This window comes from Streptomyces flaveus (genome assembly GCF_014647675.1).
In the GTDB taxonomy this organism is placed as follows: domain Bacteria; phylum Actinomycetota; class Actinomycetes; order Streptomycetales; family Streptomycetaceae; genus Streptomyces; species Streptomyces flaveus.
This window is the reverse complement of sequence record NZ_BMPQ01000019.1, coordinates 45,606-67,717: the sequence shown is the minus strand read 5'-3', so window position 1 is coordinate 67,717 and position 22,112 is coordinate 45,606. Positions and strand designations below refer to the sequence as shown.

General features: G+C 70.1%; 20 protein-coding genes and 1 pseudogene. 9 read left to right on the top strand and 12 right to left on the bottom strand.

Annotation, left to right across the window (positions count from 1 at the left end; translation table 11 throughout):
- The gene (locus tag IEZ21_RS30330; RefSeq protein ID WP_189325048.1) at window positions 1–1,587 is read right to left on the bottom strand and encodes an ABC transporter substrate-binding protein; all 1,587 of its coding nucleotides are present in this window, start codon (window positions 1,585–1,587) and stop codon (window positions 1–3) included.
- A gap of 189 nt (window positions 1,588–1,776) precedes the next feature.
- Between IEZ21_RS30330 and IEZ21_RS30325 the strand changes: the two genes are divergently transcribed.
- The 3 genes from IEZ21_RS30325 to IEZ21_RS30315 are packed head-to-tail and all read left to right on the top strand — an operon-like array spanning window position 1,777 to window position 4,906.
- Entirely contained in the window at window positions 1,777–3,015 is a 1,239-nt protein-coding gene (locus IEZ21_RS30325; RefSeq protein WP_246568280.1) for a four-carbon acid sugar kinase family protein, read from the top strand.
- Window positions 3,012–4,064 (top strand): 4-hydroxythreonine-4-phosphate dehydrogenase PdxA, encoded by a 1,053-nt coding sequence (gene pdxA / locus IEZ21_RS30320; protein WP_246568278.1) that lies wholly within the window; start codon window positions 3,012–3,014, stop codon window positions 4,062–4,064. Before IEZ21_RS30325 ends, pdxA begins: the two co-directional genes overlap by 4 nt.
- Window positions 4,065–4,120: 56 nt before the next feature.
- Window positions 4,121–4,906: a DeoR/GlpR family DNA-binding transcription regulator gene (locus IEZ21_RS30315; protein WP_189325047.1), complete on the top strand. Its 786-nt coding sequence runs from the start codon at window positions 4,121–4,123 to the stop codon at window positions 4,904–4,906.
- Between the two features lie 76 nt (window positions 4,907–4,982).
- On the opposite strand, the gene IEZ21_RS30310 is transcribed toward IEZ21_RS30315, so the two are convergent.
- The 3 genes from IEZ21_RS30310 to IEZ21_RS30300 all read right to left on the bottom strand — a co-directional run bounded on the left by IEZ21_RS30310 (window position 4,983) and on the right by IEZ21_RS30300 (window position 6,726).
- The gene (locus tag IEZ21_RS30310; RefSeq protein ID WP_189325046.1) at window positions 4,983–5,378 is read right to left on the bottom strand and encodes a hypothetical protein; all 396 of its coding nucleotides are present in this window, start codon (window positions 5,376–5,378) and stop codon (window positions 4,983–4,985) included.
- A 135-nt stretch (window positions 5,379–5,513) separates the two neighbouring features.
- Window positions 5,514–6,110, bottom strand: coding sequence for a hypothetical protein (locus IEZ21_RS30305; protein WP_189325045.1), 597 nt, complete (start codon window positions 6,108–6,110; stop codon window positions 5,514–5,516).
- Window positions 6,100–6,726: an RNA polymerase sigma factor gene (locus tag IEZ21_RS30300; RefSeq protein WP_189325044.1), complete on the bottom strand. Its 627-nt coding sequence runs from the start codon at window positions 6,724–6,726 to the stop codon at window positions 6,100–6,102. The genes IEZ21_RS30305 and IEZ21_RS30300 overlap by 11 nt, the downstream gene beginning before the upstream one ends.
- 280 nt (window positions 6,727–7,006) lie before the next feature.
- Here IEZ21_RS30300 and IEZ21_RS30295 point away from each other — a divergent pair, with 280 nt between their 5' ends.
- Both IEZ21_RS30295 and IEZ21_RS30290 read left to right on the top strand, forming a co-directional pair.
- Entirely contained in the window at window positions 7,007–8,212 is a 1,206-nt protein-coding gene (locus tag IEZ21_RS30295; RefSeq protein WP_189325043.1) for a cytochrome P450 family protein, read from the top strand.
- Between the two features lie 93 nt (window positions 8,213–8,305).
- Window positions 8,306–9,154: a universal stress protein gene (locus IEZ21_RS30290; RefSeq protein WP_189325042.1), complete on the top strand. Its 849-nt coding sequence runs from the start codon at window positions 8,306–8,308 to the stop codon at window positions 9,152–9,154.
- 9 nt (window positions 9,155–9,163) lie between these two features.
- Here IEZ21_RS30290 and IEZ21_RS30285 read toward each other — a convergent pair whose 3' ends face one another.
- The 3 genes from IEZ21_RS30285 to IEZ21_RS30275 form a co-directional block, all read right to left on the bottom strand.
- Window positions 9,164–10,420 (bottom strand): DUF4032 domain-containing protein, encoded by a 1,257-nt coding sequence (locus IEZ21_RS30285; protein WP_189325041.1) that lies wholly within the window; start codon window positions 10,418–10,420, stop codon window positions 9,164–9,166.
- A gap of 174 nt (window positions 10,421–10,594) precedes the next feature.
- Window positions 10,595–12,238 carry a solute symporter family protein gene (locus IEZ21_RS30280; RefSeq protein ID WP_189325144.1) on the bottom strand — a complete coding sequence of 548 codons (1,644 nt, stop codon included), beginning with the start codon at window positions 12,236–12,238 and terminating at the stop codon, window positions 10,595–10,597.
- Window positions 12,239–12,255: 17 nt separating this feature from the next.
- Complete coding sequence (locus IEZ21_RS30275; RefSeq protein WP_033319820.1) at window positions 12,256–12,633, bottom strand: DUF485 domain-containing protein; 378 nt, start codon at window positions 12,631–12,633, stop codon at window positions 12,256–12,258.
- A gap of 592 nt (window positions 12,634–13,225) precedes the next feature.
- Between IEZ21_RS30275 and IEZ21_RS30270 the strand changes: the two genes are divergently transcribed.
- On the top strand, window positions 13,226–13,759 hold the full coding sequence (locus IEZ21_RS30270) for a hypothetical protein (protein WP_033319821.1): 534 nt from the start codon (window positions 13,226–13,228) through the stop codon (window positions 13,757–13,759).
- Between the two features lie 179 nt (window positions 13,760–13,938).
- Here the strand turns inward: IEZ21_RS30270 and IEZ21_RS30265 are convergent, their stop codons facing one another.
- Window positions 13,939–14,850, bottom strand: a complete 912-nt coding sequence (locus IEZ21_RS30265) for a LysR family transcriptional regulator ArgP (RefSeq protein WP_189325040.1) — start codon at window positions 14,848–14,850, stop codon at window positions 13,939–13,941.
- A gap of 69 nt (window positions 14,851–14,919) precedes the next feature.
- Between IEZ21_RS30265 and IEZ21_RS30260 the strand changes: the two genes are divergently transcribed.
- On the top strand, window positions 14,920–15,531 hold the full coding sequence (locus tag IEZ21_RS30260) for a LysE/ArgO family amino acid transporter (protein WP_189325039.1): 612 nt from the start codon (window positions 14,920–14,922) through the stop codon (window positions 15,529–15,531).
- Window positions 15,532–15,710: 179 nt separating this feature from the next.
- Here the strand turns inward: IEZ21_RS30260 and IEZ21_RS30255 are convergent, their stop codons facing one another.
- Window positions 15,711–16,016, bottom strand: coding sequence for a DUF5133 domain-containing protein (locus IEZ21_RS30255; RefSeq protein WP_189325143.1), 306 nt, complete (start codon window positions 16,014–16,016; stop codon window positions 15,711–15,713).
- Between the two features lie 316 nt (window positions 16,017–16,332).
- On the opposite strand from IEZ21_RS30255, the gene IEZ21_RS30250 reads away from it, so the two are divergent.
- Window positions 16,333–16,908, top strand: coding sequence for a pep a2 (locus tag IEZ21_RS30250; protein WP_246568276.1), 576 nt, complete (start codon window positions 16,333–16,335; stop codon window positions 16,906–16,908).
- Between the two features lie 29 nt (window positions 16,909–16,937).
- Here IEZ21_RS30250 and IEZ21_RS30245 read toward each other — a convergent pair whose 3' ends face one another.
- The 3 genes and pseudogenes from IEZ21_RS30245 to IEZ21_RS30235 form a co-directional block, all read right to left on the bottom strand.
- Complete coding sequence (locus IEZ21_RS30245) at window positions 16,938–17,378, bottom strand: TIGR03618 family F420-dependent PPOX class oxidoreductase (RefSeq protein ID WP_189325038.1); 441 nt, start codon at window positions 17,376–17,378, stop codon at window positions 16,938–16,940.
- 126 nt (window positions 17,379–17,504) lie between these two features.
- Window positions 17,505–18,157, bottom strand: a pseudogene (locus IEZ21_RS30240) (endo-1,4-beta-xylanase); the annotation flags it as partial.
- Window positions 18,158–18,191: 34 nt separating this feature from the next.
- The gene (locus IEZ21_RS30235; protein WP_246568274.1) at window positions 18,192–20,087 is read right to left on the bottom strand and encodes an AMP-dependent synthetase/ligase; all 1,896 of its coding nucleotides are present in this window, start codon (window positions 20,085–20,087) and stop codon (window positions 18,192–18,194) included.
- Window positions 20,088–20,309: 222 nt separating this feature from the next.
- Here IEZ21_RS30235 and IEZ21_RS30230 point away from each other — a divergent pair, with 222 nt between their 5' ends.
- Complete coding sequence (locus IEZ21_RS30230; protein ID WP_373302336.1) at window positions 20,310–22,049, top strand: phospholipid carrier-dependent glycosyltransferase; 1,740 nt, start codon at window positions 20,310–20,312, stop codon at window positions 22,047–22,049.
- Window positions 22,050–22,112 lie beyond the last annotated feature (63 nt).

The following is a 22,112-nucleotide window of genomic DNA, read 5'->3' as shown; positions in this document are numbered from 1 at the left end:
TCAGCCCTCCAGACGAATCGCGGTCAGGTCGTAGGAGTTGATCGCCTGGAGCGCCAGCCCCTGGACGCGGTCGCGGCGGGCAAGGAGCGTCTTGGGCGCGAAGGCCCACAGGCTCGGCCAGGTGTCCCAGACGGCGTGCTGCACCTCGGCAAGCCGCCGGTCCCGCTCCGCGTCGTCGACCTCGGTGGCGGCGGCCGAGAGCTGCCGCTCTATCCGGGGGATCACATAGCCCATGAACGCGTCGCCGGTACGTTCCTTCTCGGCCGTACCGCCGTACATCCCCTGCAGCATGGTGAGCGCCTGCCCTGTCGGGCTGCTGTAGCCGTTGCCGATGACGTCCCAGTTGCCGGCGCGCCCCTGGCGCCACTTGAGGATGTCGCCGCCGGGCTGGAACTGCTGGAGCGAGGCGCGCACACCGACGTCCTGGAGCATGTCGAGCAGGGCCTCCATGACGGAGGTGTCGCCGGCGAACTCCCCTGATTCCCAGATGACTTTCAGCCGCAGGTCGTCTGCGCCGAGCGACCGCAGCAGTTGCCGGGCCCGCCCCGGATCGAAGGCGTACGTTCCTGTCTGCACCGCACCCTGGAGGGCGAGCGGGACCACGCCGCGGGCCTCCTCGGCCGTCCCGGTCAGCACATCGTCGACGAGGGCGGTGCCGTCGATCGCGTACGTCAGCGCCTGCCGCACTCGGGGGTCGGCGAGCGGATGCCCTTTGGGCTTGCGGAAGTTGTAGAAGAGCTGGCACATGCGGACGCCGACGTTCTCCTGGACGGTGACGCCCGGCAGCCCGATGAGCTGTTCCGCGGAGTCCGGCGTCAGCGTGTCGACGACGTCGAGTTCGCCGCTGCGCAGGGCGACGACACGGCTGGACTCCTCCGGCACGAACCGGACTTGGACCTTCTCGACCGACGGCTGCCTGCCCCAGTACCTGGTGTTGCGGGCGAGGGTGTACTCGCCGGCTCCACTGTTCGCGCGGACCACGCGGTACGGGCCCGAGCCGAGCCCGGAGCGCAGTTCCTCGGGCCGGTTGGCCTTGGCCGGGGTGATGTGGATGTTGGCCATGAGCCGGTCGAGCACCGGCAGCGGTCGCTCCGTGCGCAGCAGGAAGGTCCGCTCACCGGTGGCCTCGACGGTGGGCAGCTCCGGGAAGAGGCCGAGCAGGAACGAACCGGGGACCTTGCCGTACATGCGTAACGCCGTGGCTACGTCCTCGACGGTGACCGGGCTGCCGTCCGAGTAGCACACCCCCTCGCGCAGCCGCACCGTCCACGCGGTGGGCTCGGTCATCTCGAACCGGTCGGCCAGGACGAGTTGGGGCTCCAGATCCGGGCCGATACGGGTGAGCGCCTGCCGCACGGCGCGCTGCACGGTCACCGCCGCCTCGAACTGGTTCAGCTTGTTGTCCAGGCTCACCAGGGAGCGGTTCAGACCGAGGGTGAGGGTTCCGGGGCCGGGCGCACCCGTGGGTCCGGCACAGGCGGACAGCGGACCGAGGGCGACGCCCGCACCGCCGAGGGCGCTCCAGCGCAGCACGGTGCGGCGGGTGAGGTGACCGGGCGGGGGGACACGATGCGGGGTTGGGGTCATGTCGGCCTTCTCGGTTCTTGAGGGCGACCGGCTCTCGCTGACGCCGCCCGGGCAGCGGACGGCGAACAAGTGTCGCGCCGAAAAAGGTGGCACGGTTGCGCGAAGTGCGCAAGGAGTCTCGCGCACTTCGCGCAACCGTGCCATCATCGGCGTCCGGGGCCGATCACCCACAGGCCCGAGGAGGTACTCGTGTCCCGCACCACATTCGCCAGTCGCCCATCCCGCGTACTGGCGCTCGCGGACGACCTGTCCGGCGCCGCCGAGACCGCAGCCGCCCTCGGTCTGCCCGGCCGGATCCTGCTGGGCCCGCCCACCACACCCCCGCCGGACGGCGAGGCGCTCGTACTCGACCTCGACACCCGGCAGCTCACCGCGGACGAGGCCGCACACGCCGTACGGGACGTCATGGCGTACGCCGACGGCGGCCTGGTCCTGAAGAAGGCAGACTCGCTGCTGCGGGGCAACTTCGCCTCGGAGACGGCCGCTTACGCCGAGGGCGCCGCGGGCGTCGTGATCGCCCCCGCCCTGCCGGTCGCGGGCCGCACCGTGCGCGACGGCGTCGTCCATCTGCACGGCACCGCGCTGCACACGACGGACGCCTGGCGCGCCGAGCGGGGCCCGGCGCCGGAATCGGTGCGGGCGGCGCTGGGTGACCTGCCGACGTGGACGGTGCCGCTGTCGGTGGTGCGCTCGCCCGTCCTGGCGCTGTCCGGCTGGCTGCGCACCCTCATCGCGAAGGGGCACCACCCGGTGTGCGACACCGAGACAGATGCCGACCTCGACGCGATCGCCGAGGCAGTTCTCCAACTCGGCCCCGGCGTACGGCTTTTGGGGGCAGGCGGGCTGGCCGCCGCCCTCGGCCGGAAACTGGCGGGAGCGGACGGGGCCGAGCTCGGGGAAACCTCGGGGCCCACACCGTACAGACCGCTGCTCGTCGTGGTCGGAACCACCGAGCCCAGCGCCGTTGCGCAGATCGCGCAACTGCTTGCCTCCGGCGCGCACCACATACCCGTACCGGCGCACCTGCTCACCGACCACGGCGGCCCGCACCCGCTCGCCGCCGCGCCGGACGGCATCACCATCGTCAGCATCGACGGCAGCGGTCCCCTCGAGCCCGGCTCCGCCCGCGCTCTGGTGACCGGTCTCGCCCGCACGGTCGCCCAAACCGCCTTCGACAGCGACCTGGTCCTGACAGGAGGCGAGACCGCACGCCGCGTGCTGGACGCCCTGGGCATCCGTGAACTGCTGCCCGTCGGGCAGATCCACCACGGCGCCGTGCACTCCCGCACCGCCGACGGCCGCTCCGTCGTCACCCGCCCCGGAAGCTTCGGCGACACCGACTCCCTGCTGCGCATCGCCCGCGCGCTGCGCCCCGACCACGCCGCCGCATTGACCCCGTCGTTCGCCCCGCAAGGAGAACCCACGTGAACGCAGCCCGCACCGCCGCGTCCGCCGAGCAGTCCGGCACCGCCGGACATCGGCTCCCGATCATCGCGGTGACCATGGGCGACGGTGCCGGCATCGGCCCGGAGGTCATCGTGCCGGCGCTGCTGCACCCCGACACCCTGCGCGGCTGCCGACCCGTCGTCATCGGCGACGCCCACCGCCTGCGCCAGGCGGCGGACATCCTCGGCATCAGCTGTGACATCGTTGCCGTCGACGCCCCCGCCCAGGCCGAGTTCACGCCCCGCCGCATCAACGTCGTCGACCTCGGACTGCTCCCGGCCGACCTGCCCTGGGGCACCCTCGACGCAGCGGCGGGCGACGCCGCGTACCACTACATCCGCGTCGCCGCCCAGCTCGCCGTGAACGGCGAGGTTCACGCCATCTGCACCGCCCCCCTCAACAAGGAGGCCCTGCACGCCGCCGGGCACCTCTACCCCGGCCACACCGAACTCCTCGCCCACCTCACCGGCGTGGACGAGGTGTCGATGATGCTGTCCACGCCCAAGGTGAAGGTCATCCACGTCACCACGCACCTCGGCCTGATCGACGCCGTCAACCGCATCGAGCCCGGCCTCGTCGAACGCACCGTGCGCCGCGGCCACGAAGCCATGGTCCGTGCGGGCGTCGACACCCCCGTGATCGGCGTCTGCGGCATCAACCCGCACGCGGGCGAGAACGGCATGTTCGGCTACGGCGAGGAGGAGTCGAAGATCGTCCCCGCCCTGGAGGCCGTACGCAATGACGGCATCGACGCCCGCGGGCCGATCCCCGCCGACACCGCCTTCTTCCTCGCCGGCCGCGGCGACTACGACCTCATCGTCGCCATGTACCACGACCAGGGCCACGGCCCGGTGAAGGTCCTCGGCATCGAAACGGGCGTCAACCTCACCGTGGGACTGCCCGTCATCCGCACCTCCGTGGACCACGGCACCGCGTTCGACATCGCCGGAACCGGCCGAGCCGAGGCCGGTAGCATGGTCGAGGCGCTGCGGCAGGCCGCCGAGATGTCATCCGCCTCGGCCGCCCGATGACCCCGCTCTCGTGGGTCCCGGAGGACACCACCGCACACCCGGAGGACACAGGACTGATGTCTGCGATCGGATCCAGGTCCCGGCGCGACCGGATCGTCCAGCTTGCCACCACCACCGGCCTGACCAGCGTGGACGAACTCTCGCAGCTGTTCGGCGTCACGGCTTCCACCATCCGCCGCGACCTGGCGAAGCTCACCACGGATGGACGCCTCGCCCGTACGTACGGCGGCGCTATGGCGTTGTCCGCGCACCCCGAGGCCTCACTGCGGCAGCGCACGGGCGAGGCTTTCGAGGCCAAACGCGCCATCGCCCGCTGGGCCGCCGCCCAGATCCAGCCCGGCGAGACGCTCCTTCTCGACGCGGGCTCGACCGTCGGCGCGCTCGCACATGAACTGCGTACGGCCAAGAACGTCACCGTCGCGACCACCGGCCTGACCGCGCTCCAGGAACTCGCCGACGTCCAGAACGTCCACGTCGAGTGCCTCGGCGGTACCCTCCGCCCGCTCAGCCAGGGCTTCGTCGGCCCGCTGACCGAAGCAGCCCTCGAACGGCTCACCTTCGACCGCGTCTTCCTCGGCACGGACGGCGTCTCCCCGGAGCACGGGATCTGCGAGGCCGACCTGCGCCAGACCCGCCTGAAGGAACTCATGGCGCGCCGCGCCGACCACGTCTACGTCCTCGCCCACGCCGCGAAGATAGGCCGCCGCCCCTTCCACGCCTGGGCCACCCTGCCCGCGGGCTGGACCCTGGTCACGGACGACGCGGCCGACCCCCGTGTCCTCGACGAGCTGCACAGCCGCGGGGTCACCACGGTCCTGGCCAAGTCCGAGGACATGCCCTGAACTTGGCCTGAACGTGGCCGAGCGGAAGGGCCGGGCGCTGGGACGCGCCCGGCCCTTCCGAGCCCTTTCGTGCGGCTCAGGCGCCGCAGACCGGGACGCCGGGCAGCTGGTTGTCCGGGTGGTCGACGTAGTAACTCGCGATGTAGCCGCGGGAGTCACCACGTGTGATGTAGACCCACCACGGGTTGCCGGAGACGTTCTGACCCTGCTTCTGGCAGACCGCCTCGAAGGCCTGGCCCGGCTGCAACTGCCCGGCCACCACAGGGCAGTTGCCCGGCGACGGGAACGCGTCGCACGCGCCCGGGTTGCCCGGGTTGTCGCGGACATTGACGTCGGTCGCCCACACCGTGAAGCTCGCCCGGGCGGAGGCGCTGTCCGAGGTGTCACCGGCCGACGCGGCGGCCGAACCGGTCAGTCCCGCCGTCAGGGCCGTGGCGGCGAGGGCCGCACCGAGGGCAGTACGAAGTCGCATGAGATCTCCCCGTGTTGTCGTGCTCGGCTTGGTCGTGCCTGTCTTACGCACGGCACACGAAGACAGGGGCCGCCCTGTATGACACGGGGTCGAGTGACGCTCGTCACACACCAAGGAGGCACGCCAAGACGGCGGTCAGGGCGAGTTACGCGCCTCGTCCGCCGAACACGTGCGCAGCTCGGCCGTGTTGCGGGTACGGACACCCGGCAGCCAGCCCTCCGCTCCCTCACGGTTCCTGACCAGGTACCAGCGCGTCGAGCTGATCCCGCTCTCGTCCGTCACCATCGTGCCGCGGGTGACGACACACGCCGCGGCCAGCCGGTCTCCGTGCCATACGCGGCCGGCCGTGTTCCCCGGCGCCGCGTACTCGGCGTACGGGTCCTTCGCCAGCCGCAGCGCGCACTCCAGCGTGCGCAGCGGACGGCACGGCCCTTCGGCGTTGAACACCGTCACCGACGCATCGAACCGCCCCCGGTCGGCAGGAGGAGTGTCGGCGGTCGGCCGGACCAGCCACCAGGCGCCCAGCGCGACGGCACACACCAGGACGGCGGCGGCCGCGATCGCCCAACCTGTCCGCAGCCGCGCACCGATGGCCGCCCTGCGGGGCGGAGCGTCGGCGGACCGGACGCGCTCCCACAGCCCGGGTGGCGTCTCGATCTCCTCGTCGGCGGCCCTGAGCCGGTCGCGCAGCAGCGCGGCAACGCGGTCGTCGGGCTCTGCGTCAGGCCTCATGCCCCGGCTCCTTTCCTGAACGGTCCGCGCGTTCCCGCTCACCTCTGTCCAGCAGCGACCGCAGCTTCTGAAGCGCACGCGTGCGATGCCGGGCGGCCGTTCCGCGGTGCACCCCTATGATCCGGGCCGCCTGATCGATGGTGTAACCGTCCAGATCGACGAGTATCACCACACCCGCCTGCTTGGCGGAGAGCCTTCCCAGCAGCCGAACCGCCTCCATCTCGGCGTCGCGGCGCTCCACTCCGCCGTCCCAGCCCGCCGCGACCACCGGCCCGATCGAGCCGAGCCGGCCCGCCTGCCCGGCGGCGTCGGCGGCACCCGACACCTCCACATCATCCACCAGGACCTGACGGCGCTCGCGGCGATGGGTGTCGCGTACGACGCTGAGCAGTGCGGTGAAGGCATAGGCGTACGGCTCCGGGTGGTCGAGGAATCGCTGCGGCCGTGCGGCCAGCTTCAGGTAGGCCTCGTGCACGGCGTCCTCGGCCCAGGATCTCGTCCCGGCCAGCATGACGGCTCTTCGGTAGAGCCGGGGCAGGAGTTCGCAGAAGGTCTCGTCGAAGCGGGTCGGTGGCGGTGACGGCGAGGATGAGGGACCGGTCGGCGGGTGGCCCATGGGCTCGGATGTCTCCCCGTTGTGAAGTCGGGCGGGCCGTCGCCTGCCCGCCGTGTTGTGCACCGAGTGATCATTTACCCGAGGAGGGCACGGGTACGCAGGTCCTTTTCCGGCTCGGCGCTCAACCCTCCCCTCAACTCCCAGCCCGGGCCGCCGACCGCCCCTCCCCGGGACCCGCATCCCGGCCGGCACGGCTGGGCGCAACTGTCCGGAAACCGGCGTTCATCTGCACCGAAGGCGGGTTAGCGTGCCATTTCGGCCTACGAACTGGGGGAGTTGAATGGTGGCCCGGTCCATCGTCGATCTGAAGCAGCTCGGTCCGGATTTTCTGCGTGATCCGTATCCCGTCTACGCCCGGCTCCGTTCCGAAGGGCCCGTCCACCGTGTGTATGACCCCGACGGCGAGGAGGTGTGGCTCGTCGTCGGCCACGAGGCGTGCCGTACCGCCTTCACCGATCCACGGCTCAGCCGGGACTGGTTGAGGTCCGGGAACATCAAACAGATCGTCAACACCGAGCAGAGCCAGCCGGCCCTCATGCACATGCTGATGTCGGACCCGCCGGACCACACCCGGCTGCGGCGACTGGTGGCCCGGGAATTCACCCCGCGACGTATCGAGTCACTGGCTCCTCGCATCCAGCAGGTCACCGATGAGCTGCTGGACCGGATGCTGGCAGTGGAGGAGCGGCGGGCCGATCTGATTGCCTCCTTCGCCTTTCCGCTGCCCATGACCGTCATCTGCGAACTGCTCGGCGTCCCCGGGCTGGACCGGGAAGCCTTTCGCCGCTGGTCCAACGAGATGGTCGCGCGCACCAGCCCGGAGGCGGAGGCGCTCGCCTACCAGGAGTTGTCGGCGTACCTTGCCGAGTTGATCGCGGCCAAGCGGGCGAAGCCCGGTGAGGATCTGCTCAGCGCGCTGATCCACACCGCGGACGAGGGCGGTGACCGGCTCTCGCCGGACGAGCTCATCGGCATGTCCAATCTGCTGCTCATCGCCGGTCACGAGACCACGGTCAATCTGATCGGCAACGGCTTGCGGGCGCTGTTCGCACATCCCGGCCAACTCGCCGACCTGCGCGCCGACTTCGGCCTGCTCGACGGGGCGATCGAGGAGATGCTCCGCTACGACGGCCCGGTGGAGACCTGCACGGACCGCCTGGCCCTGGAGGATGTGGAGATGGGCGGGGTGACCATCCCCGCGGGTTCCACCGTCCTGATCGCCATGGCGGACGCCGACCGCGACCCGGAGCGCTTCAAGGAGCCCGACCGATTCGACATCCGCCGGGACTCCCGCGGTCACATCGCCTTCGGCCACGGCCTGCACTACTGCCTGGGCGCGCCGTTGGCACGGCTGGAAGGCCGGATCGCTTTCCGCACCCTGCTGGAACGCTGCCCGGACCTGGCGCCGGACGCGGACGAGTCCGAACTGCCGTGGACGCCGGGGTTGTTGATCCGGGGCGTACGGAAGCTGCCTGTGCGCTGGTGATGATCACACCGGCCGCGTCCTGTGTACTGTCGGCAGTCCGGCCGGCGACTCCGTGCCGGCAGGCGACGCAGGACAACGCAGGAGGACACCCGTATGACCCGCCCGATCACCGTGGGAGTGGACGGATCACCCGAGAGCCTGGCCGCCGTGGCCTGGGCCGGCCGGGAAGCCGTCCGCCGCGAGCTGCCACTGCGTCTGGTGCAGGCCTGGGAGAGCGACGACGTGGGCGAGCACGACGCGAAGGCGCGGGACGCGCTGCGGGAGGCTGCGAGCGGCCTCGCCGAGCGGCACCCGCAGCTGCCGGTGTCCACCGACCTCCTGGACGCGGCCCCGGTCCCCTCACTGGTCGCCGAGGCGTCGGCCGCCGAGATGTTGGTGCTCGGCTCGCGCGGGCACGGAGCGATCGTCGGCTTCCTTGTCGGTTCCGTCGGCCAGCAGGTGACCGCCGAAACCGGACGCCCCGTCGTCCACGTACGCGCCGACGACCACGCAGAACACGAAGCGGCGGGCCGCGAGATCGTCGTCGGACAGCAGGGCGGCCCGGACGACAGCGCCACGGCCCTGGAGCTGGCCTTCGAGACCGCGGCGGCACGCGGCGCGACCGTACGGGTCGTACGGGCCTGGAGCCTGCCTGCGCTCTACTCGTACAGCCCGGGCCTGCTGAGAACCCTCGACGAGGCCGGCGGCCTGGAACCGTACGAGAAGCAGGCCCTCGACGAGGCCCTGAAGCCCTGGCGGGAACGCTTCCCCGAGGTGCCCGTGACCGAGCACGTCGAGATCGGCAGCGCGGGCGAGGTGCTGCTGTCGGTGGCGTCCCGGGCCCAGCTGATGGTGGTCGGACGGCGCGCCCACCGCTCGGCCGTGGGATCACGGATCGGTTCGGTGGCGCACGCGGTCATGCGTCACGCGCCCTGCCCGGTGGCGGTCGTCCCGCCGTCCTGAGCGCCGCGCTCAGGCTGACGGCGCCCGCGACGCGGCGGCGTCCGGCGCCGGCAGCTTCGCCCGGAGCTTCGGCAGGATGTGCTTGACGTAGTCCTCGACGGCCGTGTCCAGGCCGATGTCGTGCTGCGCCCGTTCGGACAGATACCAGCGGTGCTCGAGCAGCCCGTGGTACAGCTCCGCCGCGTCCATGGAGCCGCGCAGCTCCTTCGGTATGGCGCGCACGGTGGGCCGGAACACCTCGCGCACCCAGCGGTGGGCCAGCACCTCGGGGCGGGCGGCGAGGGGGTCGCCGGGGGCGTAGTCCTCCTGGGTGGCCATCCAGCTCTCGAGGTCGTTGAGGAGCCGGCGCGCCTGGTTCTCCTCGGTGTCGAGCCCGGTCAGCCGCAGAAGCTGGCGCTGGTGATGGCCCGCGTCGACGACCTTGGGCACGAAGGTCACGCTGTCACCGTTCGAGGAGTGCGCGATCTGCATCTCGGCGACGTCGAAGCCGAGTTCGTTGAGCCGCCGGACCCGGCGGTCGATGTAGTGGTGTTTGCCCGCCGGATACACGGACGTACGGGTCAGCTCCTGCCACAGGCTCTGGTAACGGCCGCAGATCTCCGTACCGAAGTCGATCGGATCGACGGACGGATGCAGCGCCCCCGACGCCTCCAGGTCGAGCAGCTCGCCGCTGATGTTCACGCGCGCGAGATCGAGATCGTAACTGCGCTGTCCGTCGCTGAGCTTCTGGTGCAGCTCGCCGGTCTCCGCGTCGACGAGGTACGCGGCGAACGCTCCGGCGTCGCGCCGGAACAGCGTGTTGGACAGGGAGCAGTCGCCCCAGGCGAACCCGGCCAGATGGAGCCGGACCAGCAGCACGGCGAGCGCGTCCATGAGCCGGTGCATGGTGGCGGGCCGCATCGTCGTCTCGAACATCGACCGGTAGGGCATCGAGCCGTTCAGATGCCGGGTGATCAGCACCGGCTCCAGGGGAGCCTCGTCGTCCCGGGTGCGGCCGGTGACCACGGCGAGCGGGTCCACCGCGGGGATGTTGAGCCGGTGCAGAGAGCGCAGCAGCTCGTACTCCCGCACGGCGGGCCGTTCGGCCAGCTCCTTGACGGCCACCACTTCGTCGCCGGCGCGCGCGTACCGCACCACGTGCCGTGAGATGCCGCGCGGCAGTGGCACCAGGTGGCGCTCCGGCCAGTCCTCCAGGGGCAGATCCCAGGGCAGTTCGAGCAGCAGCGCGGGATGCTCCGGGTTGGTGGCGCTGATGTGCAATGCCATTGCTCTTGGGCCCTCGCCTCGCGGTCGTCCGTCAGCTCGCAAGAGCATCTCCGCACTTGGACGCCCGGTTCGTCAACCGGCACGAGGTGTACCGCGGGCGACGAGTGGGGCCGGTGCCGCACGGCACCGGCCCCACCCGTCACGGCGGAAGGCTCGGGCGTTGCCCGGCCGGCGTCACTGTCGCGCGCCCACCGGCTCCTCCTGCTGCACCTCCTCCTGCTCGCCGGTACCGAGCATCGCGCGGACCTCGAACTGCTCGTACACGTCGGCGGCCTCTTCTTCGCCATGGCTCATCACGGTGCCGAGCCAGCCCAGCAGGAACCCGGCCGGTACGGAGACGATGCCCGGGTTCTGGAGGGGGAAGAAGGCGAAGTCCGCGTCGGGATAGAACGAGGTGGGCGTCGAGGAGACGACGGGGGAGCAGATGACCAGCAGCACGGAGGTGGTGAGACCTCCGTACAGGCTCAGCAGGGCGCCGCGTGCGTTGAAGCGACGCCAGAACAGGCTGTAGATCATGGTCGGCAGGATGGCTGACGCGGCGATGGCGAAGGCCAGGAATCCCAGGCTGGCGGTGTTCGTGCCCCACGCCAGAAGCGCGAGGAGCATGCCGAGGACCCCGATGACGACGGCGGACAGCCGGGCCGCGTTCAGCTCCTCGGTCTGGCTCGCCTTGCCCTTGCGGATCACCTGCCCGTACAGGTCGTGTGCGAGCGAGGATGCCGCGGCGAGCATGAGTCCGGCCGCGACGGCCATCAGGGTGATGAACGCCAGACAGGAGATGAGTGCGGTGAGTACGGCGCCGCCGATGGAGTTGGCGAGCAGCAGTACCGCCGCGTCGCCCTTGGCGTCGACTTCCGCGATGGAGTCGCGGCCGACGATCGCCGTCGCACCCAGGCCGAGCACGCCCGCCGCCAGACACACGAAGCCGACCAGGCCCGTGGCCCACAGCACCGATCGGCGCAGAACACGGGTGGCGCGGGGAGCGAGCAGACGCATCGTCATGTGGGGGAGTGCCGCCAGGCCCAGCGCGATGGCGATCTGCAGACTGAAGAAGTCGAGCTTGCTGGTCGTGCTGCCTCCGTAGCGCAGCCCCGGCTCCAGGTACCGCTGCCCCATGCCGCTGCCGTCGGCTGCGGCGCCGAGAAGGCCGTCGATGTTCCAGCTGTAGCGGTGCAGCACGATGATGGCGGTCACCGCGACGCCGGCGATCAGCATGACGGCCTTGACGATCTGGAGGAAGGTCGCGCCGGGCATCCCGCCGAGCGCCACGTACAGCACGATCAGGGTGCCGATGAGTACGACGCACATGGTGCGGACGGTGGCGCTCGGCTCGCCGATGAACTGGGTCAACAGGGCGATGCTGCCGACGAGTTGGGCGACGATGTAGAGGACGCAGATGATCAGTGTGCAGGCGGCCAGGGCGATGCGTACCGAGCGCTGGCTCCGGGGCAGCCGCAGGGCGAGGGTGTCTCCGAGGGTGAACTTGCCCGAGTTGCGCAGGGGTTCGGCGATCAGCAGCATCACCATCATCCAGGCGACGACGGTGCCGACGAGATAGAGCAGACCGTCGTATCCGGTCAGTGCGACCAGTCCGGTACTGCCCAGGAGGGTGACGGCGGACAGATAGTCGCCGCACATCGCCAGCCCGTTGCGCAGGGGCGACATGGTCCGGTCGCCCAGGTAGAAGTCGCTGATCTCGTCGCCCTGCGGAGCGGTGATGAGGGCCGAGAACATGCTGACGACCACGACCGACACGAACAGGACGAAGGTCAGCTTCAGACTGGTGCCGCCGACGACGCCCTCGGAGAGAGTCATCATGCGGCCGTCGGAGTAAGTCACCACGAACCGAACCGCCTCTGCTGGGGGCCACGAGCTTGCTGGACACGAGCCTGCTCGGCCTCGTCGCGGGCGATCTCCGCCCGCAGACGGTCGACGGCCGGGTCGATCCGCCGCTCCATGTGGACCGTGTACCGCCACGCGGTCAGGGCCATCACGGCGAACTGGCCGATGCCACCCGCCAGCCCCACCGTCACATGGCCGAACATTTCCTGGTTCAGCACTCCGGGTGCGAAGCCCGACAGCAGCACGAGCAGCAGGAAGCCGCCGACCGAGATCAGCAGCGCCACGATCCCGAACGAGCGGTGGGCTCCGCGTATGGAGCGGAAGTCGGGATGCGAGGCGACTCTGTTCTCCGCTGCCGGGGCGGGCGGCATCTGTCCGGGTGGGGAGCTGTATGGCCCGGGTGGGGAGCTGTAAGGCGAGTTGGAGTGTCTTGGCATACCGTGCCTTGTCTGAGGCCTTGTGTTCGCGGTCTGAACGCGGAAATTGCTCACTGAATATGCGGGGGACGACTGTTGAACAGGTATCACGTTTTCGGTTCGCGCAGGTCAGGAATTCGCCCGAAATGCCACTGAAGCCTTGCTTCGACCATGCCGGGCGGCCCCGCTGGTGGGGTGGTCAGCGCGGCCGCATCGGATTGTGGCATTACAGCGTTTCAACTATCAACCGCATCATTGCTATTGGCCGTCGGTGACTCAAATTCAACGCACGTCACTTTCCCTGCCTCCGCCCCTTCGTCGCGCGTCGTTCACGGGCTCTTCCGCACAGGGGGCGAGGCGTGTGTGGGACGTGATGTGCAGCACGCGTGTACCGCCGCCCGCGGAGCCGGTGACGCGGATCGTGCCTTGCCACGGCTTGATCGCCGATCAAGTGGGGCAAAATCCCTGGCCACAGCCCATTCCGCTCATTTGACACGTCGTCGCGCGCACAGATAAGAAGCAGCTCTCTGAGGCGGAGAGGTGGACTGTGTACGAGCCGAACGTGGTGGGCGACTGGCAGGAGTACGGCGAGGAGCATGCCGGCCTGCGTGTCCGCGTCCACGGCCTCGAGAAGGCGGAGCCGCCGCGGGGGCGTGACGACGCGGCCGAGGGCCTGACCTACGTCAGATTCCGGGTGACCGTCGAGAACCGCACGACGGCGTACTTCGGCATCCACCTCGAAGACGGCCAGCTCGACATCCGGGTCGGCACCGACGGCGAGAGCGCGTTCCTCGACTGGCGGAACTCGCAGTTCATCGAGGGTTTCGACGTCTATCCGCTGCGCCGGGTCACGGCCGTTCTGTACGCCGCGGCCGACGAGGCCTGCCTGGGCCAGGTGGACATCCAGGTCCAGCTGAAGGTCGACGACGAGTGGACCCACAGGTACCTCTGGTCCGGAGGCGTCGACCTGCGCGAGCCGGCCGTCGGTGTCGGCGCCCGCCCCGAGGGCGCCGGGGACAGCCTGGCCGCCCAGGTGACGAGCTTCCTCAAGAAGGAAACGGGGCAAGGGCCGACCGCTTGACGCCGGACGGCCCAGATTATCGGGCACTTGTGAGGATGGATCGTCCCGGACTTGTGAGGATCCAGAAAAGGGAATTCCCTCACTCTTGACAATTCATGTACGTCTTTGGCGATCGCGTCGTTCTTTTCCCGGATTTCCAGCAGATTCCTCATGAGCGGCGATTTGTCCGGACAGTTGCGTCATGCCGTATCAAGAACTTCGGAGGCTGTCGCCGCGACGATCTCCGCGACGGTCGCGAGCGCCGGAAAGTCGAGTTTCCACTGTTGCCAGAACAAGGGAATGTCGACCTTCCGGTCCGGCGCCAGATTGACGAGTCGACCCGCGTCCAGCAGGGGCGCGGCCTGAACCTCGGGCACCATGCCCCAGCCCATCCCGGCGGCGACGGCGTCGACGAAGCCCTCCGAGGTCGGCACCAGGTGGCGCAGCGAGCTCGCGCCGCCCCGGCCCCGCCGGAGCCCTCGTACGAACCCGTCCTGGATGTCGTCGCGCCGGTCGAAGCAGACCACGGGCGCGTCGGCGAGGACATCCCGCAACGGCACGTCCGGCGGGTCGCCGAGCCAGCGTGCCGCGAAGCCGGGGCTCGCCGCCGGGACATAGCTCATACGGCCCAGACTGCGGACGCTGCACCCGGCCACCGGGTCCGGCGACGAGGTCACCGCCGCCATCACCAGCCCCTCACGCAGCAGCGCGGCCGTGTGGTCCTGGTCCTCGCGGCGCAACTCGTAGCAGAGCCGCAGCTCCTCGGGTACCCGTGTGAGCGCCGGCAGGAACCAGGTCGCCAGCGAGTCGGAGTTCACGGCGATCGACAGACGCGTCGGTTCCTCGGAGCTGGTCATGCCGAGTTCGGTGTGGGCTTCCCGTTCCAGCCGGGCCAGTTGGCGTGCGAAGCGGACGACGACCTCGCCGGACTCGGTGGGCCGCACCGGCTTCGTACGGATCAACAGGACGCGTCCCGTGCGCTGTTCGAGCGCCTTGACGCGCTGACTGACCGCCGACGGCGTCACATGCAGAGCAGCGGCGGCGGCGTCGAACGTGCCCTCGTCCACGACGGCCAGCAGGGTGCGCACCTGGTCCAGAGGAAGCTCCGTCATCACGAACACTAATGATACGTAAGAATCTTTAGCTGTACTCCTGCCGCCCGGCTTCCTAACGTCGACGCCGTGACCAACGCCCTGACCGCCGCGGCCGCCGGATTCGGCACCGGCCTCTCGCTCATCGTCGCCATCGGCGCGCAGAACGCCTTCGTGCTGCGCCAGGGCGTCCGCCGGGAGGCGTTGCTCGCGGTGGTGGGCATCTGCGCCCTGTCCGACGCGACCCTCATCACGCTGGGTGTCGCCGGGGTCGGCGCCGTGGTGGTGGCCTGGCCGTCGGCGCTCACCGTGGTCGCGCTGGCCGGCGGCGTCTTCCTGCTCGTCTACGGCTGCCTCGCCGCCCGTCGGGTCTTCCGCCCCTCGGCCCTGCGGGTGGAAGCCGGGTCGGCGGGCTCGCGGCGGCGGGCCGTACTCACCTGCCTGGCGATGACCTGGCTCAACCCGCACGTCTACCTCGACACCGTGTTCCTCCTCGGCTCCGTCGCGGCCGACCGAGGCCCGCTCCGCTGGACCTTCGGCCTCGGCGCCGTACTCGCCAGCCTGTGCTGGTTCGTCGCGCTGGGCTTCGGTGCCCGGCTGCTCAGCGGCTTCCTGGCCCGGCCGTCGGCATGGCGCGTACTGGACGGCCTGGTCGCCGTGACGATGATCGCCCTCGGCGCCACGCTGCTCGCCGGGGCGTGAGCCCGCGCGTCCCCGGACCCTGGCGGTCGCCGCGATGCACGACGGCCACCGCCGGCAGCCCGAGCGACTGGTGGGGACCGCCCGGCGCAGGCGGAATGGGTCTCACCTACACCGTCCTTGAGTTCGCCTTCGCTCGCGGTTCCGGCGGTGTGTCCCTGCTGCGCCGGCGTCTGCGGTACCTAGTGCCCCGGTACCGTCGCGAGCCCGGTCGGACATGCGCCGGTCGTCCTGCGGCCGCCGTTTCGGCGGCGGGTCCTGCCGTCCCGGCTTCCGAAATACACCGCTAAATCGGCGCCCAGATAGCGCTCGGCGGCGTCAGCGGCTTCGCGGGCGCAGCGTTTCCTCATCAGCACGCACAGGGTGTAGCCCGTGCTCTCGAAGTTGTCCCGCGCCGCGCGGTCGGTGGGGGCGGCGAGCATCAGGCGTTCCCAGGCCCGGTACTGCTCCAGATGCCTGGCGACTTCGGCTTTGGCAGGCAGCAGCATCTCACTGGTCACCTTCCTCCTCGCGAGTGCGCACGGTTCACCTGGCCAGTGTGTGAAGGCCGTGCACGGAGCGGCGCCGACCGGTCACAGCGGCCGAAGCCTTCACCCATGGTGCCTGCGGCGCCACAGAACGTCCTGTTGTCCCTTGAACGACACGGCTGAACGACAGGGCGCTCCTGCCTCTCGTGTTGCACGAACGGAGTAGCACTCTCACCCTGGAGTGACTCAGGAGCGATCAGCGCTCACGCTTCGTGCTCGGGGCTCGGCCCGCGGGGGCTAGGGGAGCGAGAGCTTCGCCGGTGAGGAGTCAACGACGATGAAGACCGTAGTGCCCTGCTACTACCACCTCGACGTGGAGGTCAGCCCGGAACGGGTTGCACAGGTCAGGCGCATTCTGGCCGCCCACCTCCGGTACTGGAACCTGGAGGACCTCGTCGAGTCCGTCTGTCACTGCGCCGAGGTGCTGTTGCACACGATCGACGAGCACGCCGCGGACAAGAACACCACCATCGAGATGTGGTGGACCGGCCAGCACCTCATCACCGCCATCGCGGACAACGACGCGGACCTGCACGCGAAGTACGCCCAACCGGGCTGCCTCGCCCACATCGTCGCCGTGAGCGACGGCTGGGGCTGCTGCGCCACAGGAACCGGCGGCAGGATCATCTGGTTCTCGCGCCGGGCCCGCGCCGTCGAGCGCGCTCCGCTGGTCCCGACCTCCCCCGCCCCCAGTCTGCGCGTGGCACGTCCGATGCCCCGCGAGGCGCCGGTGCCCGCCCTGGCAGGCTCCGCGCCTGCGAGCCTGCTCACGGCAGCGGCGGCCGATGCCGGCTCCCGGGATCCGGCGGGCTCGCCGAGCGGAACCGTGCTGCGTACCTCCATCCGAGCCTGAGCCCCGCCGGTGCCGAGCGCGCCCGTTCTTCAGCGGGCGCGAGGCGCTCCGTACGCCCGCTCGATCCGCAGACGCAGAACGAGGCGGCGGTCGCGGACCATGGCGGTGCGGTAGTCGTCCCAGTCGGGGTGCTCGCCCTGGACGTCGCGGTAGAGCCGGATGAGTTCCTCGACCGTCTCGTCGTGCGGATCCCTCGCGACGGGAGTGAGGTCGGCGACGCCCTCGACGACGGTGTAGGCCCAGCGGTCCTCGCTGGTCACGTGGTACGACACCCGTGGATCCCGGCGCATGTTGTGCGTCTTGGCGCGGTCGTCCGTGACCGAGACGCGCACGGTCCGCTCGTCGGGGTAGTACGCGTGGTTGACGTTCGACAGCTGAGGTCGTCCGTCGCGTTTGAGGGTGACCAGCACCCCGCCGTCGTACTCACTGAGCAGCTTGAGCAGGGCGTCCTGGCTCGTGTCGTGGGGCATGCGCTGTTCAACGCCCGGGACCTGCCGAGGCATTCCGTTCTCGAGGTGGTCTCGCACTCGGCGGCGTGGCGTGGCGACCGGGATCGCCACGCCACGCGCTCCTTGCCGTTGAAACGGTCATCCTCAGCCGGAGCCGCCGAGTGCCGTGAGTACGGCGTTGTACGCGGGCTTCTTGTTGTAGTTGCCGTCGAACAGCAGGGGAGTGCCGCTTGCGCGCCAGGAGTACTTGTCGGTGACGCCCCAGACGGTGATGCCGGTGCAGCGCGAGACGGCCAGGCAGGCCTTGACCACGTTGCTGTAGCTGTTGGCCTGGGCCGTGCCCGAGCCTTCGATGTCCAGCTCGGTGATCTGCACATCGACGCCGAGGTCGGCGAAGCGCTTGAGGTTCGCCTGGTAGTCGCCGGGCACCGGTGACGCGCTGTTGAAGTGCGACTGGAAGCCCACGCAGTCGATCGGGACGCCGCGTGCCTTGAAGTCCCTGACCATGTTGTAGACGGCATTGCTCTTCGCGTTGACGCCGTCCGTGTTGTAGTCGTTGTAGCAGAGCTTGGCCGCGGGATCGGCGGCCCGGGCGGTGCGGAACGCCTCCTCGATGAAGCCGTCGCCGAGTTGAACTCGGTGTTGAGCGTCGAGGCGTACGCGGACTCGCCCAGGTGGTTCGCCGCGACCGCGGCACCGAAGTAGCGGCCCTTCTCCGCCGCCGCGGCGCCGAGCGTACTGGCCGCCTCGGCCGTCCCCGAGAGGGCGGTGACACCGGCCGCGGCGAGCAGACCGGCCATGCCGAGCACCAGTGCGCTGCCGCCCCAGGACGCCTCACCGGAACACGTTGTCGTCCTCCCAGGCGAAGGACTCGACGGCCGGGCTGCGTCGCGCGGCTCGCGATGTCGCGTACATCGCGTCGATCTCGGCCGCGAAGTGGTGCGTGATGGCGTCCCTGCGCAGCTTCATCGACGGTGTCATCAGCCCGGTGGCCGGGTCGATGGGCTCCGGGAGGATGCGGTACACGCGGATGGATTCGGCGCGGGACACCGTGCTGTTGGCCGCCGCGATCGCGCGCATGACCTCTTCCCGCAGGGCGTTCTGCTCCCGTACGTCCCGGCTCGACGCGCCCCCCAGGGGCAGGTTCGCGCGCCAGTGGGCGAGAAACTCCGGATCCAGGGTGATCAGGGCCCCCACACAGGGGCGGTTGTCACCCACGACGACCGCTTGATGGATGAGCGGATGGACCCGCAGACGTTCTTCGAGGGCCGCCGGAGCCACGCTCTTGCCGCTGCTCGTGATGATGATGTCCTTCTTACGGCCGGTGATGGCCAGATACCCGTCGTTGTCGAGCCGCCCGATGTCCCCCGTGGCCAGCCAGCCGCCGCGGAGCGCCTCCCGAGTGCCGGGCACGTCATTGACGTAACCCTGGAAGACCGAGGGGCCGTTCACCAGGATCTCCCCGTCCTCGGCCACGCGGACCTCCATGCCCGGCACGGGGCGTCCGACGGTGCCGAACTTCTGCCGGCCGACGGGCTGCGCGGTGATCCCGCCACTCGTCTCCGTGAGCCCGTACCCGTCGTGGATGAAGATCCCGATTCCCGAGTAGAAGAGGGCGAGTTGCCGGTTCAGGGGCGAGCCGCCCGAACACGCGCCGCACACTCTTCCGCCCAGTGCGGCTCGCAGCTTCCGGTAGACGGTCCGTTCGTAGAAGGCGTGCTGGGCGCGCAGTTCGAGGTTGGGCCCGGCGCCCGTGCCCAGTTGCTGCCGCTCCACGGCGCCGGCGAATCGCCGTGCGATGCGCGCCGCGCGGTCGAACAGTGCGCCGTGGCCTGCTTGTTGGGCCTTGCGCAGGAAGTTCTTGTAGATCTTCTCGAAGACGAACGGGACGGCGAAGATGAATGTGGGGCGAAACGACAGGAAGGCCTCGGACAGTGCCTCCTGGTGCATCTCGGACTCATGGCCCATCAGGAATCCGCCGCGTACACAGATCCCTTGGACCATGAGGCCGTACACATGGGAGAAGGGCAGGAAGGCGAGGATGGCCGGCTGCCGGCCGGGCGGCGCCGTCGTGTGCGCCCAGCCGGCCAGCAGGGAGTCGCAGGGGCTCGCCAGATTGCGATGGCTCACGGCACAGCCTCTGGGGTGCCCTGTCGTGCCGGACGTGTACACGATGGCCGCGGTCGAGTCGGGGAACACGATCCGGCGCATCGACTCGACGGCCGAGAACGGTACCGACCGGCCGAGTTCCACGAGCTGCGCGAGGGATCCGGCGTCCAACTGCCAGACGTGACGCAGCTGCGGCAGCGCGGCGCACGCCGAGCCGACCGTCATGAGGCCCTGCTCGTCCTCGACGACCACACCGACACAGTTCGCGTCGCGCAGGATCCACGCGACCTGATCGTGCGAGGAGGTCGGGTAGATCGGGACGATCTCGGCTCCCACCGCCCACAGCGCGTAGCTGAGCACGGTCCACTCGTAGCGCGTACGGGCCATGATGGCCACGCGATGCCCCGGATACAGCCCGGACGCGATGAACCCCCTGGCCAGGTCGATCACTTCGTCCCGCAACTCGACCGCGGTCACCGGCGACCAGGTCGGCGGGGAGGTCTCGGAACGGCGCGCGATCTGCGGAAGCAAGGGCGTGCGCTCCGCCGTGTCGAAGAGAGAGTCGGCGAGTCCTCCCTGCATCAAGGGCAGAGCCGAGGACGGAACTTCGGACACATGCATGCGCCGCTCCAGCATTCTTCTCACAGCGCCCTCGGGGATGGAGGCTTGGGGCCGAGAGCGTTTGAAATCTAGTCCACGCCGACGACAGCCGTGTCCGGAACCGACAAGTGACTTGATCCCGATGGTCTTTCCAGGCCGGATGGGGCGTTCCGTACGAGGCGATGGCCGGGACGACACGCGCGGGGATGAGCAGGCCCGTACGGGACGGACGTAGTCATGGGTATGCCGCTGTTCATGGCGATCAGGCGCACCGCGCCGGCCGCCACCGCGCCCGCTTCCGACGGCCTTGCCCCGGCGGCCGTCGGGAGCCTGCGCAGCCGCATCGAGGTGCTGCGGCGGCACCGGCGATGGCTGCTCCCGCTCGTCGTGGCCGTACTGCTGGGCCAGATGGCCGCCGCGATGATCACCACGGCCGTGCAGCAGACGCCGACCATCGACGAGCCCGTGTACGTGGGGACGGCCGAGGTCTACCTGGCCCAGCGCGACCTGCGCTTCAACCCCGAGCATCCGCCGCTGGGCAAGCTGATCATCGCGTCCGGTCTGGCGTTCACCGATGTGCACCTCGACCCCGACTTCACCGGCGACCAGACGGCGCTCGGACGGCATGTGCTGTACGAATCGGGCAACGATCCGTGGCGCGTGATGCTGTTCGCGCGACTGCCGATGATCGCGCTGACCCTGCTGTTCGGCCTGGTCGTCTTCGCGTTCGCGCGCGATCTCGTCGGTGCGGCGGGCGGGGTGGCGGCGCTCGCGCTGTACGCGTTCTCGCCCGACGTCATCGCGCACGGATCGCTGGCCACACTCGACGTACCCGCGGCCGGTTTCCTGCTGACCTCGGTGTGGCTGCTCCGGCGGGCCCGCGGGCAGCCGCTCCGCTACCTCCCGCTCGCCGGGCTGGCGCTCGGCGCGGCCCTGGCGACACGCATGAACACCCTGGCGGCGGCGCCCGTCCTGCTGCTCCTGGCCGCTGTGTCGTACTGGTCCGCCCGTCGCACACCCGGCCTCGACCGACGCGGGACGCTGCGACTGATCGCGTACAGCGCCCTGGCGGCGGCCGGTGTGGCGCTCGTCGCCGTAGCCGTGGTGTGGGCCACCTACCTGGCCGTCGACCCCCGGCCGCCCTGGACGACTCCGAGGAACGTGCCGGACATCCGCGGCAAGCGTGGCCTCGTCACCGCCTGGCTGCCCGTGCCGGAGCCGTACCGGGACGGTATGCGCATCCAGTTCGGCATCGAGTACTCGACGAAGGGCGGCGGCTTCCTGTTCGGCCGGCGCTACTTCGGCTCGCTCTGGTACTACCTGCCGGCCGCGGTACTGGTGAAGACACCGCTGGGCATGCTCGCCCTGTGGGCGGCCGGTGCCGTGACCCTGCTGACGGCTCGCCGCCTGCGGCCCGCGGCGCCGTACCTGCTGCTGCTCCCGGCGGTGCTGCTTGCGGTGCTCCTGGACGGATCGCGCGGCTTCGGGGTCCGGTACGCCATCTTCCTGCCGATGTTCCTGGCCGTCGCCGCGGCCGGCGTACTCATCCACCGCACATGGTGGGCGTACGGGATGACGGCGGCGCTGGTCGTGTTCGTCGCGGTCAGTTCGCTGCGGACCTTCCCGTACTACCTGCCGTACTCCAACGAGGCGTTCGGCGGGCCCTCGAAGACCCGCCAGCACCTGCACGACTCGAACGTCGACTGGGGTCAGGACCTGGGACGGCTGGCCGAGCGTCTCCGGCAGCGCTACCCCGATGAGCGGGTCTGGCTCGGTTACAAGGGCAGCGGGGTCCCGTCGTACTACGGCATCGACGCCCGCGATCCGCTCAGGGCGAAGCCGGAGGAGGTGCGCGGGCTGCTCCTCGTCTCGAATTCGGCGGTCGCCAAGGCCGAGCCCGGAGGACCGCTCGAGGCGCTGATCGAGTCCAGCAGGCCGATCGACGAGGTCGGCCACTCGATCACGATCTTCCGCCGGGACTGACAGCGTTGCGGGGGAGTGGGAACGGGTGGGGTGATCGCGGCTGCCCGGCGGAGGCGCGCTCCT

What these genes read in the sequence shown, in the direction of transcription:
- IEZ21_RS30330 (WP_189325048.1), bottom strand. Translation starts at nt 1,587, where the DNA reads ATGACCCCAACCCCGCATCGTGTCCCCCCGCCCGGTCACCTCACCCGC.
- IEZ21_RS30315 (WP_189325047.1), top strand. Translation starts at nt 4,121, where the DNA reads ATGTCTGCGATCGGATCCAGGTCCCGGCGCGACCGGATCGTCCAGCTT.
- IEZ21_RS30310 (WP_189325046.1), bottom strand. Translation starts at nt 5,378, where the DNA reads ATGCGACTTCGTACTGCCCTCGGTGCGGCCCTCGCCGCCACGGCCCTG.
- IEZ21_RS30305 (WP_189325045.1), bottom strand. Translation starts at nt 6,110, where the DNA reads ATGAGGCCTGACGCAGAGCCCGACGACCGCGTTGCCGCGCTGCTGCGC.
- IEZ21_RS30300 (WP_189325044.1), bottom strand. Translation starts at nt 6,726, where the DNA reads ATGGGCCACCCGCCGACCGGTCCCTCATCCTCGCCGTCACCGCCACCG.
- IEZ21_RS30295 (WP_189325043.1), top strand. Translation starts at nt 7,007, where the DNA reads ATGGTGGCCCGGTCCATCGTCGATCTGAAGCAGCTCGGTCCGGATTTT.
- IEZ21_RS30290 (WP_189325042.1), top strand. Translation starts at nt 8,306, where the DNA reads ATGACCCGCCCGATCACCGTGGGAGTGGACGGATCACCCGAGAGCCTG.
- IEZ21_RS30285 (WP_189325041.1), bottom strand. Translation starts at nt 10,420, where the DNA reads ATGGCATTGCACATCAGCGCCACCAACCCGGAGCATCCCGCGCTGCTG.
- IEZ21_RS30280 (WP_189325144.1), bottom strand. Translation starts at nt 12,238, where the DNA reads ATGATGACTCTCTCCGAGGGCGTCGTCGGCGGCACCAGTCTGAAGCTG.
- IEZ21_RS30275 (WP_033319820.1), bottom strand. Translation starts at nt 12,633, where the DNA reads ATGCCGCCCGCCCCGGCAGCGGAGAACAGAGTCGCCTCGCATCCCGAC.
- IEZ21_RS30265 (WP_189325040.1), bottom strand. Translation starts at nt 14,850, where the DNA reads ATGACGGAGCTTCCTCTGGACCAGGTGCGCACCCTGCTGGCCGTCGTG.
- IEZ21_RS30255 (WP_189325143.1), bottom strand. Translation starts at nt 16,016, where the DNA reads ATGCTGCTGCCTGCCAAAGCCGAAGTCGCCAGGCATCTGGAGCAGTAC.
- IEZ21_RS30250 (WP_246568276.1), top strand. Translation starts at nt 16,333, where the DNA reads ATGAAGACCGTAGTGCCCTGCTACTACCACCTCGACGTGGAGGTCAGC.
- IEZ21_RS30245 (WP_189325038.1), bottom strand. Translation starts at nt 17,378, where the DNA reads ATGCCCCACGACACGAGCCAGGACGCCCTGCTCAAGCTGCTCAGTGAG.
- IEZ21_RS30235 (WP_246568274.1), bottom strand. Translation starts at nt 20,087, where the DNA reads ATGCATGTGTCCGAAGTTCCGTCCTCGGCTCTGCCCTTGATGCAGGGA.
- IEZ21_RS30230 (WP_373302336.1), top strand. Translation starts at nt 20,310, where the DNA reads ATGCCGCTGTTCATGGCGATCAGGCGCACCGCGCCGGCCGCCACCGCG.